Here is a 15260-nt window from a genome sequence, read left to right on the forward strand (position 1 = left end):
GATGCGGTCATGTCAGCGCTACAGCTCAACGATATCTACCTCGCCCGCCAGCGGATCGAAGCGCTGGTACGGCGCACGCCGATGGAACATTCCCCCAGCCTGTCGCGACAGTCGGGCGTGCCGGTGTACCTCAAGCTCGAATCCCTGCAAATCACTGGCAGCTTCAAGTTGCGCGGCGCGAGCAATGCCGTGGCACAACTCACTGCCGAGCAAAAGGCGCGTGGCGTGGTCGCCGCGTCCACCGGCAATCATGGGCGGGCACTCGCTTACGCCGCATCGCGGCAAAACGTGAAGGCGACGATTTGCCTGTCGCACCTGGTGCCGGGAAACAAAGTCCAGGCCATCCGCGATCTCGGCGCTGATGTGCGTATTGTCGGTCAGTCCCAGGATGATGCCCAGCGTGAAGCCGAGCGGATTGCCCACGAACATGGCGCAACACTGCTGCCACCGTTCGATCATCCGGCGATCATTGCCGGGCAGGGCACGCTGGGCCTGGAGATCCTCGAACAGCAGCCAGACGTCGCCCAAGTACTGGTTCCATTGTCCGGTGGCGGCCTGTTCGCCGGCGTCGCGCTGGCGCTGAAAAGGGCCAACCCGCAGATCGTCACTCACGGTGTCAGCATGCAACGCGGTGCGGCCATGCACGCCAGCCTCGCGGCCGGGCATCCGCTGGAGGTCGAAGAGCTGCCGACCCTGGCTGACTCGCTCGGCGGCGGCATCGGCCTGGACAACCGTTACACCTTCGCCATGACCCGCGACACCTGCGATCACTTGCATCTGCTCAGCGAAGCCGCCATCGCCAATGCCATCCGCCATGCCTATCGCGAAGAGCGTCTGGTGTTGGAGGGCGCGGCGGCGGTGGGGATTGCCGCGTTGCTCGAGGGCTTGATCGAGCCGCTCGGGCCAATCGTGGTGGTAATCAGCGGACGCAACGTCGATGTCGAGCAACACCTGCGTGTGCTCGCCGGCGCCGATGCATGAATGCCAACAATAACGACTCGATGGAGTGCCGCGTTGATGAGTGAAATCACCTTGCTGAACGAAGCGGACCTGCGCGCCTGCGTGTCGCTGGACCTGCCAAGTATCGAAGCCATTGAGCAGGCCTTCGTACTGCTGGCCACCGCTGCCGTGGCGATGCCGCCGATCCTGCGCCTGGACATTCCCGAACATAACGGCGAAGTGGATGTGAAAACCGCTTACCTGCCGGGGCTTGAACGCTTTGCGATCAAGGTCAGCCCGGGTTTTTTCGACAACCCGAAACTGGGCTTGCCCAGCCTCAACGGCATGATGATGTTGTTGTCTGCGCGCACCGGCTTGCTGGATGCCTTGCTGCTCGATAACGGTTACCTGACCGCCGTGCGCACAGCGGCGGCCGGTGCCGTGGCGGCGCGGGCGCTGTCGCGGCAAGACAGCCGTAGCGTGGCGCTGATCGGTGCCGGAGAGCAGGCCGCGTTGCAGTTGCAAGCGCTGCGTCTGGTGCGGCCGATCGACAGCGTGCGGGTCTGGGCGCGGGACGTCGCCAAGGCCCAGGCCTTCAGCGTCGAACTGGCCCGGGACAGCGGTCTGGCGGTCAAGCCGTGCGCCAGCATCGACGAGGCGATGTCCGAGGTCGACATCGCGATCACCTGCACACCAAGCCGTGAGCCGTTGATCGATTTGCGCCATTTGCATCCCGGTCTGCACATCACGGCCATGGGCTCGGATGCCGAACACAAGAACGAAATTTCTCCCCGTGCGCTGGCACAGGTCGACCGCTACGTGGCGGATCGATTGAGCCAGACGCGCATCCTCGGCGAGCTGCATCACGCCCTTGCGGCGGGTGTGGTCAGCGACGAATCGAACTTCGCAGAACTGGGGCAGGTGTTGGCCGGCCAAAGGCCCGGTCGTACCGATTCAACGCAAATCACCCTGTGCGACCTCACGGGCACCGGCGCCCAGGACACGGCCATGGCCAACCTGGCCTTCGAACGTGCGCGTGCGGCCGGCAAAGGTTTTCAGTTCGGCAGTTAAAGCGCTTTTTTCATCCGTGCGTCATTTATCAGAGGGCATGTGCATGTCTCAGATAGTCGTCAATCTCCCGTTTCAACGGGAGGAATACGCCCAGCGTCTGGCCAAGGTGCGAGTGGCCATGCAGGCGCAGGGCATCGAGTTGTTGTTGGTCACCGATCCGTCGAACATGGCCTGGCTGACCGGCTATGACGGTTGGTCTTTTTACGTTCATCAATGCGTGCTGCTGGCGCTCGATGGCGAACCGCTGTGGTTCGGTCGCGGCCAGGACGCCAACGGCGCCAAGCGCACCGTCTTCATGCAGCAAGAGAACATCGTTGGCTACCCGGACATTTACGTGCAGTCGCGGGAACGTCATCCCATGGACTACCTGTCGCGCGAAGTGATCAGCGCTCGAGGTTGGGATGCACTGACCATCGGCGTGGAAATGGACAACTATTACTTCAGCGCTGCCGCTTATCTGTCGCTGCAGAAAAATCTGCCGAAGGCCAGATTGATCGACGCGGTCGGGCTGGTGAACTGGCAGCGGGCGGTCAAGTCGCCGCAGGAAATCGCCTACATGCGCATCGCCGCGCGCATTGTCGAGAAAATGCACGGGCGGATCCTGGAGCGCATCGAACCGGGCATGCGCAAAAACGAACTGGTGGCCGAAATCTACAGCAGCGGCATCCTCGGGGCTGACGGTCATGGCGGCGATTATCCGGCCATCGTGCCGTTGTTGCCGACCGGCGCCGATGCCAGTGCGCCGCACCTGACCTGGGACGATTCACCGTTCGAAAAGGGCGCCGGCACCTTTTTTGAAATCGCCGGCTGCTACAAGCGTTATCACTGCCCGTTGTCGCGCACGATCTATCTGGGCAAACCGCCGCAACATTTCCTCGACGGCGAGAAAGCCGTGGTCGAAGGCATCGCGGCAGGGCTGGAAGCGGCCAAACCGGGCAATACCACCGGCGACATTGCCGTGGCGTTTTTCAAGGTGCTGGAGAAGTTCGGCATCCACAAGGACAGCCGTTGCGGCTACCCGATCGGTATCAGTTATCCACCGGATTGGGGCGAGCGCACCATGAGCCTGCGTCCCGGCGACACCAGCGTGTTGCAACCGGGCATGACCTTCCACTTCATGCCGGGCCTGTGGATGGATGACTGGGGGTTGGAGATCACTGAGAGCATTCTAATCACCGAAACCGGCGTCGAGACGCTGTGCAATGTGCCTCGCCAATTGTTCGTGAAGGATTGAGCCATGAGTGAACTGCCTGACAACCCGATCAGTGCCACGGTGGATTTCAGCCGCGAAGGCGTGCAGCACGGTTTTCTCAAGCTGCCCTATTCCCGGGACGATTCTGCCTGGGGCGCGGTGATGATTCCGCTTACGGTGATCCAGCGCGGCCAGGGACCGACCGCGCTGCTTACCGGCGGTAACCACGGTGATGAGTACGAAGGGCCGGTGGCTTTGAGCAAACTGGCGCAAAGCCTGACGGCCGCCGACGTCAGCGGACGGGTGATCATCGTCCCGTTCATGAATACCCCGGCGTTCCACGCCGGGCGGCGTACGTCGCCGATCGACAAGGGCAACCTCAATCGCAGTTTTCCCGGCAAGCCGGACGGTACGGTGACCGAGAAGATCGCCGACTATTTCACCCGCACGTTGCTGCCCCTGGCCGACATCGTGCTGGACATTCACTCCGGTGGTCGCACCCTGGATTTCCTGCCGTTCGCCGCCTGTCATGTGTTGCCGGACAAACGGCAGCAGGCGCAATGCGAGGCCGGCATGCGTGCGTTCAATGCGCCGTACAGCATGCGCATGCTCGAACTCGATGCCGGGGCGATGTACGACACCGCTGCCGAGTCCCAGGGCAAGATTTTCGTCACCACGGAGCTGGGCGGCGGCGGTTCGTCTACGGCGCGCAGTGTGGCGATCGCCGAACGCGGCGTGCGCAATCTGCTGGTGCATGCGGGGATTCTTGAGGGCCAAGTGCAGGCTTCGACATCGATCATGCTCGACATGCCCGATGGCGATTGCTTCATCGCCAGCGAGCACGACGGCCTGCTGGAAATGTGCCGTGACCTGGGCGATCACGTAAGCAAGGGCGAAGTGATCGCCCGCGTCTACGACACCACCCGCAGCGGCGTGGCCCCGGTGGAATATCGCGCGGCGCGCAACGGTCTGCTGGCGGCGCGGCACTTTCCGGGGCTGGTGGGGTGCGGCGATACCATCGCAGTGATCGCCGATATCGTGACCTGACAACCATCCCTGTGGGAGCTGGTTTGCCAGCGATAGCGGTATGTCAGTCACATCAATGCTGGATGTGCTACCGCCATCGCTGGCAAGCCAGCTCCCACAGGTTTTTTATTAACCTGAGGGATATGCCCATGCACAAGCTCGATCGCTATGACCTGAAAATCCTGCGAATCCTCGCTGACGACGGGCGTATCACCAAGTCGAGCCTGGCCGAGGCGATCAATCTCTCGGTGACCCCGGCCTGGGAGCGGGTGCGCAAACTCGAAGCCCTCGGCCTGATCAAGGGCTACCGGGCACACATCGACTGGGGCGCGGTGTTCAAAAGTCAGCAGGTGCTGGTGGAAATCACCCTGGCCCGGCACACCGCGCAGGACATGCGGCGTTTCGAGCAACGCATGAGCGACGCACCCGAAGTCGCGTTCTGTTATGCCACCGGTGGCGGTGTCGATTACATGGCAATGATCCAGGCACCGGACATTGACCATTACCAACGTTTCATCGACCAGTTGCTGCTCGATGATCTGGGAATCGAACGCTACTTCACCTACATCGTCACCAAAACCATCAAGACCGGCGGCGCCTTGCCGGCCGAATTGTCGCAAGAATCCTGAACACTCAATAAACCTGTGGGAGCCGAGCCTGCTCGTGATGGCGGCCAGTCAGAAACCGTGATGTCAACTGACACACCGCTATCGCGAGCAGGCTCGCTCCTACAGTCGATTTGTGTGGATTCAGGTGTCGTGTTCACACCGCAAAAAACGCTGTTCAGCCCCGCTCAATCAGAAAAAACCACCTGCCAAACCCCGTTCAAACGCCAAATTCCCAAGGCTTGGCTGCCCTAGCATGGTTCCACGCACACGGATTTGGAGTGAACGCCATGACTTACAAACATCCACTGTTGTTCAAGGCCCTTTGCTATGTCGATGGCCATTGGGTGCACAGCGACAGCGGTCACAGTATCGCGGTGCACAACCCGGCGGATCAAAAACTGATCGGCCATGTACCGATGCTCGACCAGTCCCAAATCGCCGCCGCCGTCGATGCTGCGCACCGTGCGTTCGCCGACTGGCGCGAACAAAGCCTGGAGGCGCGCGGGGCGATTCTGCGGCGCTGGGCGGCATTGATTCTTGAGCATCAGGAAGACCTGGCGCGGATTCTCAGCCTGGAGCAGGGCAAGTCCCTGGCCGAGTCCCGTGGCGAAATCGCTTATGCCGCCAGTTTCATTCCCTGGTTTGCCGAAGAGGCGCGGCGCCTGTATGGGCAAAACATTCCCAGCCACATTCCAGGGGCGCACCTGGGCACGGTCAAGGAGCCGGTCGGCGTCTGTGCATTGCTGACGCCATGGAATTTCCCTTCGGCAATGATCACTCGCAAAGCCGCTGCCGCCCTGGCCGCCGGTTGCACCGTGGTCATCAAGCCGGCCCATGAAACGCCGTACTCGGCGTTTGCCCTGGCGCAACTGGCCGAGGAAGCAGGTTTCCCTGCCGGCGTATTCAATGTGGTGTTGGGCGAACCGCAGATGGCCATGCAGACCCTGGTGCAGGACAGTCGCGTGCGTTCGGTGAGTTTCACCGGCTCGACCCGCGTCGGTAAGTTGGTGCTGCAAGCCGCAGCCCAGGACGTAAAAAAGGTGGCACTGGAGTTGGGCGGCAACGCGCCGTTCATTGTCTGCGCCGATGCCGACCTTGAGCTGGCGGTGAAAGTCGCGGTGGCCGCCAAATTCCAGACCTCCGGCCAGGATTGCTGCGCGGCCAACCGCATCATGGTCGATCGCTCTGTTTATGCGCAATTTCTCAAGGGGTTTACCGCGGCGGTACGTGAGTTGCGGGTTGGCCCGGCGATGCTCGGCGACCGTGAGCAGCAGGTCGATGTCGGCCCATTGATGCATCAGGCCGCTTTCGATGTCACCACCGAACGGGTCGCCGATGCCTTGCAACACGGCGCGCAACGACTGGTGGGCGGTGAGGCCCATGCACTGGGCGGTTTGTTCTATCAGCCAACGGTGCTGGCCGATGTCACGCCACAGATGCGCATCTACCGCGAAGAAAACTTCGCGCCGATTGCCGGGGTGATGCCGTTCGACACCCTCGATCAGGCGGTCGAGATGGCCAACGACACCGAATACGGTCTGGCCGCCTACATTTGTTCCAATCGTCTGGACCTGATTTACCCGCTGATCCGCCGCCTCGACCACGCCATGGTCGCGGTCAATGGCGTCAAGTTTACCGGCCATCCGATCCCGTTCGGTGGCATGAAAGCCTCGGGGCTGGGCCGGGAAGGCGGCACCGAGGGCTTCGAAGCCTTTGTCGAAACCAAATACTTCTGCCTGCACCATCAAGGCCAGTTCTGAGGAGATTCACCATGAACCAAGAATTTGACTCGCTGTTCGAGCAAGACCGTGCGCACTTCATGCACCCTTCGACTCACGCCCATGATCATGCCAGCGGCGCGCTTAAAGGACGGATCATCAAAGGCGCGTCGGGTATCCGCATCCGCGACCACGAAGGCCGCGAGCTGATCGACGCCTTCGCCGGCCTGTATTGCGTGAACATCGGCTACGGGCGCACCGAAGTTGCTGATGCGATCTACAAGCAAGCCAGGGAACTGGCCTATTACCACACCTACATGGGGCATTCGACCGAAGCGATCATCGAGCTTTCGAGCCGTATCATCGACTGGGCGCCTGAAGGCATGAAGAAGGTCTATTACGGCCTTTCCGGGTCTGACGCCAACGAAACCCAGATCAAACTGGTGCGTTACTACAACAACGTGCTGGGTCGCCCGCAGAAGAAGAAAATCATCTCCCGCGATCGCGGCTACCACGGTTCGGGCATCATGACCGGCAGCCTGACCGGTCTGCCGAGTTTTCATCAGCATTTCGATCTGCCGGCCGAAGGCATCAAGCACACCGTGTGCCCGCACTGGTATCGCAAGGCGCCGACCGGCATGGATGAAACGGCCTTCGTGCGCTATTGCGCCGACGAGCTGGAAAAAATGATCCTCGCCGAAGGTCCGGACACCGTGGCGGCCTTCATTGGCGAGCCGCTGATGGGGACCGGCGGGATCATTGTTCCACCCGCCGGGTATTGGGCAGCGATCCAGGCAGTGCTGAACAAATACGATGTGCTGTTGATCGCCGACGAAGTGGTCTGCGCCTTCGGTCGGCTGGGGTCGAAAATGGGTAGCCAGCGTTACGGCATGCGCCCGGACCTGATCACTACCGCCAAAGGCCTGACCAGCGCTTATGCGCCATTGTCGGCGGTGATCGTCGGCGAAAAGGTTTGGGACGTGATCGAAAAAGCCTCCGAATCCCAAGGCGCCATGGGCCATGGCTGGACCTATTCCGGCCACCCCATTTGTGCGGCCGCGGCGCTGGCCAACCTCGATATCCTAGAGCGGGAAAACCTCACGGCCAACGCCGATAAGGTGGGCGGTTATCTCAATCGGCGGCTGCGCGAAACCCTCGAAGGCCATCCGCTGGTGGGCGAAGTGCGCGGTGACGGCATGCTCGCGGCGGTCGAGTTCATGGCGGATCGTGAACAGCGCACGCCATTCGACGCCGCCTTGAAGGTCGGTCCGAAAGTCTCGGCGGCTTGCCTGGAGCGCGGGATGATTGCCCGGGCGATGCCCCATGGCGACATCCTCGGCTTTGCACCGCCGTTGGTCCTGACCGAGGCCGAGGCGGACTTGATCGTGGGTATCACCAAGGATGCGATCGATCAGGTGGCGGGGGAGGTGTTGGGCTGATTATCTGATCCTGTTGTGTGGTCTGTACTGGCCTCATCGCGGGCAAGTCCGCGATGAGGGCGGGACATCCAGCCGAGATGCTGGATCAGAAATAAAAAAGCCCTCGGACAACCACTTGTCCGGGGGCTTTTTGTCGCGTGAAACCTGATTACTTCTTCAGGCCGTAATGCTCATCGAGCATGCCCGGGGCGTTCGGGGCTTTGGGTGCGTAGTCGCGTGGCGGTTCCTGATTGCGCGGCGGCGTCAGGCGCTCGCGCGGAGTCTGCGCCGCGTCGGCGTGCAGCGAAGCCAGCAAGCGTTGGCGGGTTTGTTCATCCAGGGCCAGACGGTTGGCACCCTCGGCGAGATGATCCTGCACTTCCTGATAGCTCTGAGTCAGTTTCTTGACCAGTGTCGCAGTGCTGTTGAAGTGGGTCACCACCTCGTTCTGATAACTGTCGAAACGTTCCTGAATATCGTCCAGCTGACGTTGTGTGCTGCTGGGCGCGGCATTCGGCGCCAGGCGAGCGATCAGGAAACCAATGGCGACACCCACAACCAGGGCAAGAGTCGGCAACAACCAAACTAAGAGCGAGTGTTCCACGAGTCCTTCCTCTATAAACGGCTTTGCTTTACGTTAACGGCTCGAACCTGCGCTGTATACCGCGATTCGCTCGCAATAGACAGTTGCAGACAATTTGCTAGACGAGTCGACCCGTTTCGAGGTCACGGAGTTCTTTCCTTGCTGATGCGTGAAACCCCTGTAGTGATTGATGGCCCGGTCGGCCAGCTCGAGTCTCTTTACCTGGACAACGAACAGCCGCGCGGCCTGGCGCTGATCTGCCATCCAAACCCGGTGCAGGGCGGCACCATGCTCAACAAAGTGGTCTCGACCCTGCAACGCACCGCACGCGATGCCGGTTTGATCACCCTGCGCTTCAATTACCGTGGCGTCGGCGCCAGCGAAGGCAGCCACGACATGGGCACCGGTGAAGTCGACGATGCCCAGGCAGTGGCCCAATGGTTGCGCAACAAACACCCGGATCTGCCGCTGACCCTGTTCGGGTTCTCCTTCGGCGGATTTGTTGCCGCAAGTCTCGGCGGACGCCTGGAAGCGCAGGGCGAACAGATCAAGCACCTGTTCATGGTCGCACCGGCCGTCATGCGCCTGGGCGCCCAGGATCAACTGCCACGGCACGGCGAGCTGACCCTGATCCAGCCGGAAACCGACGAAGTGATCGATCCTCAAGTCGTTTACCAATGGTCCGACAAGCTCGAACGTCCCCATGAGCTGCTGAAAGTGGCAGAATGCGGACACTTTTTTCATGGCAAGCTGACCGATCTCAAGGATCTGATCCTGCCGCGTCTCTCGAATTGATTGCAGTCTGACAAGCGATTACCCATGACGACTCGTACCCGTATCCTCACCGGCATCACCACCACCGGCACGCCGCACCTGGGCAACTACGCCGGTGCCATCCGCCCGGCGATCCTTGCCAGCCGTGACAGCAATGCCGACTCGTTCTACTTTTTGGCGGACTACCACGCCCTGATCAAGTGCGATGACCCGCTGCGCATCCAGCGCTCGCGTCTGGAAATCGCCGCGACCTGGCTGGCCGGTGGCCTGGACGTGGACCGCGTGACCTTCTATCGCCAGTCCGACATTCCGGAAATCCCCGAGCTGACCTGGCTGCTGACCTGCGTCGCCGCCAAGGGCCTGCTCAATCGCGCTCACGCCTACAAGGCTTCGGTGGACAAGAACGTCGAGACCGGCGAAGACCCGGATGCCGGTATCACCATGGGCCTGTACAGCTATCCGGTACTGATGGCCGCCGACATTTTGATGTTCAACGCGCATAAGGTCCCGGTCGGTCGCGATCAGATCCAACACGTGGAAATGGCCCGGGACATCGGCCAGCGCTTCAACCACCTGTTCGGCAAAGGCAAGGAGTTCTTCACCATGCCTGAGGCGCTGATCGAAGAAAGCGTCGCCACACTGCCGGGTCTCGACGGCCGCAAAATGTCGAAAAGCTACGACAACACCATTCCGTTGTTCAGCAGCGCCAAGGAAATGAAAGACGCGATTTCGCGGATCGTCACCGACTCCCGAGCGCCGGGCGAAGCGAAAGATCCGGACAACTCGCACCTGTTCACCCTGTTCCAGGCATTCGCCACGCCAGCGCAAGCCGACGAGTTCCGCAGCGAACTGTTGCAGGGCCTGGGCTGGGGCGAAGCGAAAAACCGTCTTTTCCAGTTGCTGGACAGCGAGTTGGGCGAGTCGCGCGAGCGTTATCACCAATTGATCGAACGTCCGGCGGATCTGGAAGACATCCTGCAGCACGGCGCACAAAAAGCCCGAGCGGTGGCGACCCCGTTCCTCAACGAGTTGCGTGAAGCGGTGGGCCTGCGCTCCTTCGTTGCCCAGACCCAAGTGGCGGCGACCACCAAGAAAAAGGCCGCGAAAGCGGCGCGTTTTGTCAGCTTCCGCGAAGACGACGGCAGTTTCCGCTTCCGGCTGCTGGCGGCCGATGGCGAACAACTGTTGCTCTCGCGCAACTTTGCCGACGGTAAAACCGCAGGGCAAGTGACCAAGCAGCTGCAATCGGGCCAGGCACTGGATGTGCGCAATCAAGACCTGGGCTTCAGCGTCTGGCTGGAAGGCCAGTGCGTTGGCGACAGCCCGGCCTTCGCCGACAGCTCTGCCCGCGACGCAGCCATCGAAGCATTGCGGATTGCCCTGACCCCGGTTCAGGAATAAACAGCGGCGCGGTCCGACCAAGGGCCGATTGCCATTCCTGCGGGCCATCGCTACAGTGACGGCCCGTTTTTGTTGCCTTGCTAACGAATTATGACGCCCCTAGAACGATATCAAGCTGATCTGAAACGCCCGGAATTCTTCCACGACGCCGCCCAGGAAACTGCCGTGCGTCATTTGCAGCGCCTGTACGACGATCTGGTCGCGGCCGAGCAAAACAAACCGGGCCTGCTGGGCAAACTGTTTGGCAAAAAAGATCAGACCCCAGTCAAGGGCCTGTACTTCTGGGGCGGTGTAGGTCGCGGCAAGACTTACCTGGTCGACACCTTCTTCGAAGCGCTGCCGTTCAAGGAAAAGTCCCGCACCCACTTCCACCGCTTCATGAAGCGCGTGCACGAAGAGATGAAGACCCTGGGCGGCGAGAAAAACCCGCTGACCATCATCGCCAAGCGCTTCGCCACCGAAGCCCGGGTCATCTGCTTCGATGAGTTCTTCGTTTCCGATATTACCGACGCCATGATCCTCGGCACCCTGATGGAAGAACTGTTCAAGAACGGTGTAACCCTGGTCGCAACCTCGAACATCGTGCCGGACGGACTGTACAAGGACGGCCTGCAACGCGCGCGTTTCCTGCCGGCCATCGCGCTGATCAAGCAGAACACCGAAATCGTCAACGTCGACAGCGGCGTCGATTATCGTCTGCGTCACCTCGAACAAGCTGAGCTGTTCCACTTTCCGCTCGACGAAGCGTCCCACGAAAGCCTGCGCAAAAGCTTCCGCGCGTTGACGCCGGAATGCACTGCGGCGATCGAGAACGACGTGCTGATGATCGAAAACCGCGAGATCCGTGCCTTGCGCACCTGCGATGACGTGGCGTGGTTCGAGTTCCGCGAACTGTGCGACGGCCCGCGCAGCCAGAACGACTACATCGAACTGGGCAAGATCTTCCACGCCGTGCTGCTCAGCGGCGTCGAGCAGATGAGCGTCACCACCGACGACATCGCCCGACGCTTCATCAACATGGTCGACGAGTTCTACGACCGCAACGTGAAGCTGATCATTTCTGCTGAAGTTGAACTCAAGGATCTGTACACCGGCGGTCGTTTGAACTTCGAGTTCCAGCGCACGCTCAGTCGCCTGCTGGAAATGCAATCCCACGAATTCCTGTCCCGGGCACACAAGCCGTAGGATGTCGGAAAACTAGAAAGGCCTGCGATTGCAGGCCTTTTTTGTGGGTTATGCGCTGCGGTTGAGATAGCGCGATAACTCATGCTGTCGCTGACAACCAAGTAGCAACCAAAGCAGGACTCTCGCTTTGCGCGGACAGAGAAACCCGGCCATGGATGCCCCCTTGCGCACCAGGTCCATTTCACTGCCAATAAAACCGTAGGTGGATTGCGCGGTGGAGCCGGAACCGGTGCGGGTGGCAATGATCACCGGTATTTTTTCGGCAATGTGTTCGATCACCTCAGCCCATTTCTGCGAGACGTGCCCGGCGCCGAAACCGGCGATCACCAGCCCGTCGTAGCCCAGGTGCAGGATGTTTTCCAATAGCAGGGTATCGGCGCCAAGCGACGCCTCCAGCAGGGCCACCTTTTGCGTGGTGTGTTGCGGCCAGGGTAAACACTTGCGCTCGGACGGATGATGGAAATAGCGAACCGCGTTTTCCACAACCAGGCCGGCGATTCCGAATACCGGGGAAGAGAATGCCTGCAGGGCGAGCGACTCGGTTTTGCGAACACAGTGGGCCTGATGGATCTGCCCGTTCATCACCACCTGAACTCCCCGTTGTCGACTGCTGGCAGCCAGGGCAACGCGGCAGGCATCCAGCAGATTGGCCGGGCCATCGGCGCCTGCCTGTTTTGCCGAGCGCATGGCGCCGGTCAGGACCAGCGGTTGATCACAATCCCATAGAAAATCAAGAAACGTTGAAGTTTCTTCCAGCGTGTCGGTGCCTTGGGTAATAACCACGCCATGGGCGCCTTGCTCAACTTGATATTTCGCCCAGGACATCACGCTGAGCAATACCTCGAAATCCAATGAAGCGCTGGGCAACAGGCCGAGCGTTTCAACGGTGATCCGCGCCAGTGTCGCCAATTCGGGCACTGAAGCCAGCAGGGATTCGCCGCTGACGGTCGGTATAACACCTTCGCCGGAATGGCTGGCTTGCATACTCACCGTGCCGCCGAGCGCAGCGATGGCCAGTTTGGGCAGGTCCATTTGATACCTCACATGATGGTGGTAAGCGGGGCTGTATCGACTTTTGAGGCGGCGATACAGCCCGAGGGCAGAAGGGTCAGTGGGTGATCAGCCACCCCACCAGCGGGAGGATCAGCAACGTGCTGATCGCCATGGACAGGACATTGGCGATGTAGGCGTGCATGTCGGTCGGCAACCGTTTGGCAATCGCACAGGCCAGGGGAGGGGCGATCAATGCTCCCAGGAACGCACTTGAAGTGATGACCTGCCAGCTGCCGCCATGGGTCAACAGCGCCGCTGGCACAACGGACACCAGCGGAATGTAGGTGGGATACCAGCCACGCAACATCCATTGCCGACGCCAGATCATGATGCCCATGGCCGAGGTCAACGCCTGGGCGCACAGCAGTTGTGGCAACAAGCCCGAGCCGTAGACCGGGCTCAAGGGATTCAGGGTGTAGGCCAGCAATGCACCCAGGATCAATCCGAGGCTGGCCAGTTCATTGCCAAAGAATGGCGCTTCGGAAAAGTCGGCGAGGACTCTGCGCAAGGTCCAGATGACACCGTAGTCCGGTGTCCTGGTGCTAGCGGGGCTTGCGTCGGCGGGTTTCTCGGCAAGATCAGGCGGTGCAGTGTTCACCAGGTTTGGCAGGTAACGACAGAGCAGAAAGGCAAACACACTGGCGACCGCCATGCCCAACACATTGCCGACTACCGCTGGCAAGCCCAACGGGTTGCACAGGTGATTGACGATCAGCAGGCACATTGGGGTGACGAGTACCGCACCCATGATTGCGCCATTGATCGTGACCTTCCAGCCACCGCCAAACATCAGCACCATCGCCGCGGGCAGCGAAACAAACGCGGCAAAGGTCGGTTGCCAACTCGAGGCGGTCACCGTCCAGCCCCACAGCAGGTTACTCAACAGCAGTCCAAGCAACGAACTGGTCACCAGCCACGGCCACAGACCTGTGCCATAGCAAATGGCAAAGCCTTGCCAGGTTTTCCCCGTCCGGTTCGCCCAGTAAGCGAGATAGGCACCCGCCAACAAGCCGATGGAGGCGAACTCATGTTTATAAAAGGCGACTTCGCTGATGTCCCCCAGTACCCAGCGTAACCAGGCGCTTGGCTCGGGAAGGGCAGACACCATGTCGCTGTAGCTTGGCCAGTGGGCCGACCAGAATGTGCGGTTGGTGAAAGAAAGCCAGGTAATCAGTAACGCTGTGCCAATCAGCAACAGAATGATCGCGGTATCAACCGGCGATCTGTGTGCAAGCCGGTTTTTTTGCGGGGTGATATTCATTGTCTGTCTCCTGTATCAGCGTGGGAGACAGGGGTGTTGGCTGTAACCGAGCATTTGATCGTAGAGATCGGCTCGACGGTCGCGATGCAGGTCGTTCAGGCTGTTCCAGATCGGTGCGCTGCGGGAGCTGGTCAGGTCGATATCGGCAAACAGGATTTCCTGCTGGTTTGCCGATGCCACTGTGCCAATCGGCCAGCCGTTGGTCCCGGCAATCAGCGAGCAACCGAGATAGCGAGCGCCGCGCTCCTCACCGATTCGGCTTGCCGCTGCAATAAACACATTGTTGACATGGGCCGCTGTCATCGTCAGGTACGACGCCATGCACTTGCCGGCATCATCGAACAGCGGCGGTGGCGTCCACACCCAGTTGTTCAGGCTACAAATAATGTCTGCGCCTTGCTGACTGAGGATTCGTGGTACCTCCGGAAACCAGATGTCCCAGCAGATCAACAGGCCGATACGGCCGATGGGCGTTTCAAACACCGGAAAACCAAGATCGCCAGGGCTGAACCAGAGCTTCTCGAGGTTCCATAAATGAGCCTTGCGGTACTTGCCGATAAACCCCTCAGGCCCAAGCAGAACGCAGGTGTTGAACAGGCGCATACCGTCGCGTTCAGCCAGGCCGGCGACAAGGTACACCTTGTGTTTGCGGGCGAACGTCATCCACAGCTGGACGCTGGGTCCGTCGGGAACGGCCTCCGAATGGTCGAAGGCATCCTGTCGATTGCTGAAGAAATACCCGGTACTGCAAAGCTCGGGCAGGACGATCAGGTTCGCTCCGCCATCGACCGCTTCCTGCGCCAGCTCCAGGCTACGGCTGAGGTTGCTGTCACGATGCTCCAGGCCGACTTGTGGATCGAATTGCACGACTGCTACACGAACAGGACTTGTTGGCTCGCTCATTACGAATGACCTCTTTTTATTGTTATTCACGCCTTGTTTAACGGCGTGTTTATGAGAGTTCAAACGGCAGGGAGGCGGTAGTCAGCGGCTTCCGGCATGGCTGTAGTCCATGTCCGAAGATCGCGAAG

The 15260-nt window shown here is 60.4% G+C and carries 14 protein-coding genes; 10 read left to right on the forward strand and 4 right to left on the reverse strand.

What is annotated here, in order from left to right; translation table 11 throughout:
* The first annotated feature begins 9 nt into the window (after positions 1 to 9).
* From eutB to D8U73_RS02015, 7 genes are all read left to right on the forward strand, one after another.
* Positions 10 to 981, forward strand: coding sequence for a hydroxyectoine utilization dehydratase EutB (gene eutB, locus D8U73_RS01985; protein WP_130903585.1), 972 nt, complete (start codon positions 10 to 12; stop codon positions 979 to 981).
* Between the two features lie 36 nt (positions 982 to 1017).
* Positions 1018 to 2010 carry an ectoine utilization protein EutC gene (gene eutC, locus D8U73_RS01990; RefSeq protein WP_130903586.1) on the forward strand — a complete coding sequence of 331 codons (993 nt, stop codon included), beginning with the start codon at positions 1018 to 1020 and terminating at the stop codon, positions 2008 to 2010.
* Positions 2011 to 2053: 43 nt separating this feature from the next.
* Entirely contained in the window at positions 2054 to 3244 is a 1191-nt protein-coding gene (doeA, locus tag D8U73_RS01995; RefSeq protein ID WP_056853228.1) for an ectoine hydrolase DoeA, read from the forward strand.
* A 3-nt stretch (positions 3245 to 3247) separates the two neighbouring features.
* On the forward strand, positions 3248 to 4249 hold the full coding sequence (doeB, locus tag D8U73_RS02000; RefSeq protein ID WP_130903587.1) for a N(2)-acetyl-L-2,4-diaminobutanoate deacetylase DoeB: 1002 nt from the start codon (positions 3248 to 3250) through the stop codon (positions 4247 to 4249).
* Between the two features lie 128 nt (positions 4250 to 4377).
* Positions 4378 to 4857: an Lrp/AsnC family transcriptional regulator gene (locus D8U73_RS02005; RefSeq protein WP_130903588.1), complete on the forward strand. Its 480-nt coding sequence runs from the start codon at positions 4378 to 4380 to the stop codon at positions 4855 to 4857.
* A 266-nt stretch (positions 4858 to 5123) separates the two neighbouring features.
* Positions 5124 to 6596, forward strand: a complete 1473-nt coding sequence (locus D8U73_RS02010; protein ID WP_130903589.1) for an NAD-dependent succinate-semialdehyde dehydrogenase — start codon at positions 5124 to 5126, stop codon at positions 6594 to 6596.
* A gap of 11 nt (positions 6597 to 6607) precedes the next feature.
* Complete coding sequence (locus D8U73_RS02015; RefSeq protein ID WP_130903590.1) at positions 6608 to 7993, forward strand: aspartate aminotransferase family protein; 1386 nt, start codon at positions 6608 to 6610, stop codon at positions 7991 to 7993.
* Positions 7994 to 8141: 148 nt separating this feature from the next.
* Here the strand turns inward: D8U73_RS02015 and D8U73_RS02020 are convergent, their stop codons facing one another.
* The gene (locus tag D8U73_RS02020) at positions 8142 to 8576 is read right to left on the reverse strand and encodes a DUF1043 family protein (RefSeq protein ID WP_056853223.1); all 435 of its coding nucleotides are present in this window, start codon (positions 8574 to 8576) and stop codon (positions 8142 to 8144) included.
* Positions 8577 to 8720: 144 nt separating this feature from the next.
* On the opposite strand from D8U73_RS02020, the gene D8U73_RS02025 reads away from it, so the two are divergent.
* The 3 genes from D8U73_RS02025 to zapE all read left to right on the forward strand — a co-directional run bounded on the left by D8U73_RS02025 (position 8721) and on the right by zapE (position 11915).
* Positions 8721 to 9350, forward strand: coding sequence for an alpha/beta fold hydrolase (locus tag D8U73_RS02025; RefSeq protein WP_130903640.1), 630 nt, complete (start codon positions 8721 to 8723; stop codon positions 9348 to 9350).
* A 24-nt stretch (positions 9351 to 9374) separates the two neighbouring features.
* Positions 9375 to 10730 carry a tryptophan--tRNA ligase gene (locus tag D8U73_RS02030; RefSeq protein ID WP_130903591.1) on the forward strand — a complete coding sequence of 452 codons (1356 nt, stop codon included), beginning with the start codon at positions 9375 to 9377 and terminating at the stop codon, positions 10728 to 10730.
* Between the two features lie 90 nt (positions 10731 to 10820).
* Positions 10821 to 11915 (forward strand): cell division protein ZapE, encoded by a 1095-nt coding sequence (zapE, locus tag D8U73_RS02035; protein ID WP_056853221.1) that lies wholly within the window; start codon positions 10821 to 10823, stop codon positions 11913 to 11915.
* A 48-nt stretch (positions 11916 to 11963) separates the two neighbouring features.
* On the opposite strand, the gene D8U73_RS02040 is transcribed toward zapE, so the two are convergent.
* The 3 genes from D8U73_RS02040 to D8U73_RS02050 form a co-directional block, all read right to left on the reverse strand.
* Complete coding sequence (locus D8U73_RS02040; protein WP_130903592.1) at positions 11964 to 12947, reverse strand: asparaginase; 984 nt, start codon at positions 12945 to 12947, stop codon at positions 11964 to 11966.
* Between the two features lie 76 nt (positions 12948 to 13023).
* Positions 13024 to 14229 carry a hypothetical protein gene (locus D8U73_RS02045; protein ID WP_130903593.1) on the reverse strand — a complete coding sequence of 402 codons (1206 nt, stop codon included), beginning with the start codon at positions 14227 to 14229 and terminating at the stop codon, positions 13024 to 13026.
* A 15-nt stretch (positions 14230 to 14244) separates the two neighbouring features.
* Positions 14245 to 15132, reverse strand: coding sequence for a nitrilase family protein (locus D8U73_RS02050; protein WP_130903594.1), 888 nt, complete (start codon positions 15130 to 15132; stop codon positions 14245 to 14247).
* Positions 15133 to 15260: the final 128 nt, after the last annotated feature.

This window comes from Pseudomonas sp. Sample_22 (assembly GCF_004307635.1).
Taxonomy (GTDB): domain Bacteria; phylum Pseudomonadota; class Gammaproteobacteria; order Pseudomonadales; family Pseudomonadaceae; genus Aquipseudomonas.

Excerpts from the sequence above, each read along its gene's own strand:
- eutB (WP_130903585.1), top strand. The coding sequence starts at position 10 with ATGTCAGCGCTACAGCTCAACGATATCTACCTCGCCCGCCAGCGGATC.
- eutC (WP_130903586.1), top strand. The coding sequence starts at position 1,018 with ATGAGTGAAATCACCTTGCTGAACGAAGCGGACCTGCGCGCCTGCGTG.
- doeA (WP_056853228.1), top strand. The coding sequence starts at position 2,054 with ATGTCTCAGATAGTCGTCAATCTCCCGTTTCAACGGGAGGAATACGCC.
- doeB (WP_130903587.1), top strand. The coding sequence starts at position 3,248 with ATGAGTGAACTGCCTGACAACCCGATCAGTGCCACGGTGGATTTCAGC.
- D8U73_RS02005 (WP_130903588.1), top strand. The coding sequence starts at position 4,378 with ATGCACAAGCTCGATCGCTATGACCTGAAAATCCTGCGAATCCTCGCT.
- D8U73_RS02010 (WP_130903589.1), top strand. The coding sequence starts at position 5,124 with ATGACTTACAAACATCCACTGTTGTTCAAGGCCCTTTGCTATGTCGAT.
- D8U73_RS02015 (WP_130903590.1), top strand. The coding sequence starts at position 6,608 with ATGAACCAAGAATTTGACTCGCTGTTCGAGCAAGACCGTGCGCACTTC.
- D8U73_RS02025 (WP_130903640.1), top strand. The coding sequence starts at position 8,721 with ATGCGTGAAACCCCTGTAGTGATTGATGGCCCGGTCGGCCAGCTCGAG.
- D8U73_RS02030 (WP_130903591.1), top strand. The coding sequence starts at position 9,375 with ATGACGACTCGTACCCGTATCCTCACCGGCATCACCACCACCGGCACG.
- zapE (WP_056853221.1), top strand. The coding sequence starts at position 10,821 with ATGACGCCCCTAGAACGATATCAAGCTGATCTGAAACGCCCGGAATTC.
- D8U73_RS02040 (WP_130903592.1), bottom strand. The coding sequence starts at position 12,947 with ATGGACCTGCCCAAACTGGCCATCGCTGCGCTCGGCGGCACGGTGAGT.
- D8U73_RS02045 (WP_130903593.1), bottom strand. The coding sequence starts at position 14,229 with ATGAATATCACCCCGCAAAAAAACCGGCTTGCACACAGATCGCCGGTT.
- D8U73_RS02050 (WP_130903594.1), bottom strand. The coding sequence starts at position 15,132 with ATGAGCGAGCCAACAAGTCCTGTTCGTGTAGCAGTCGTGCAATTCGAT.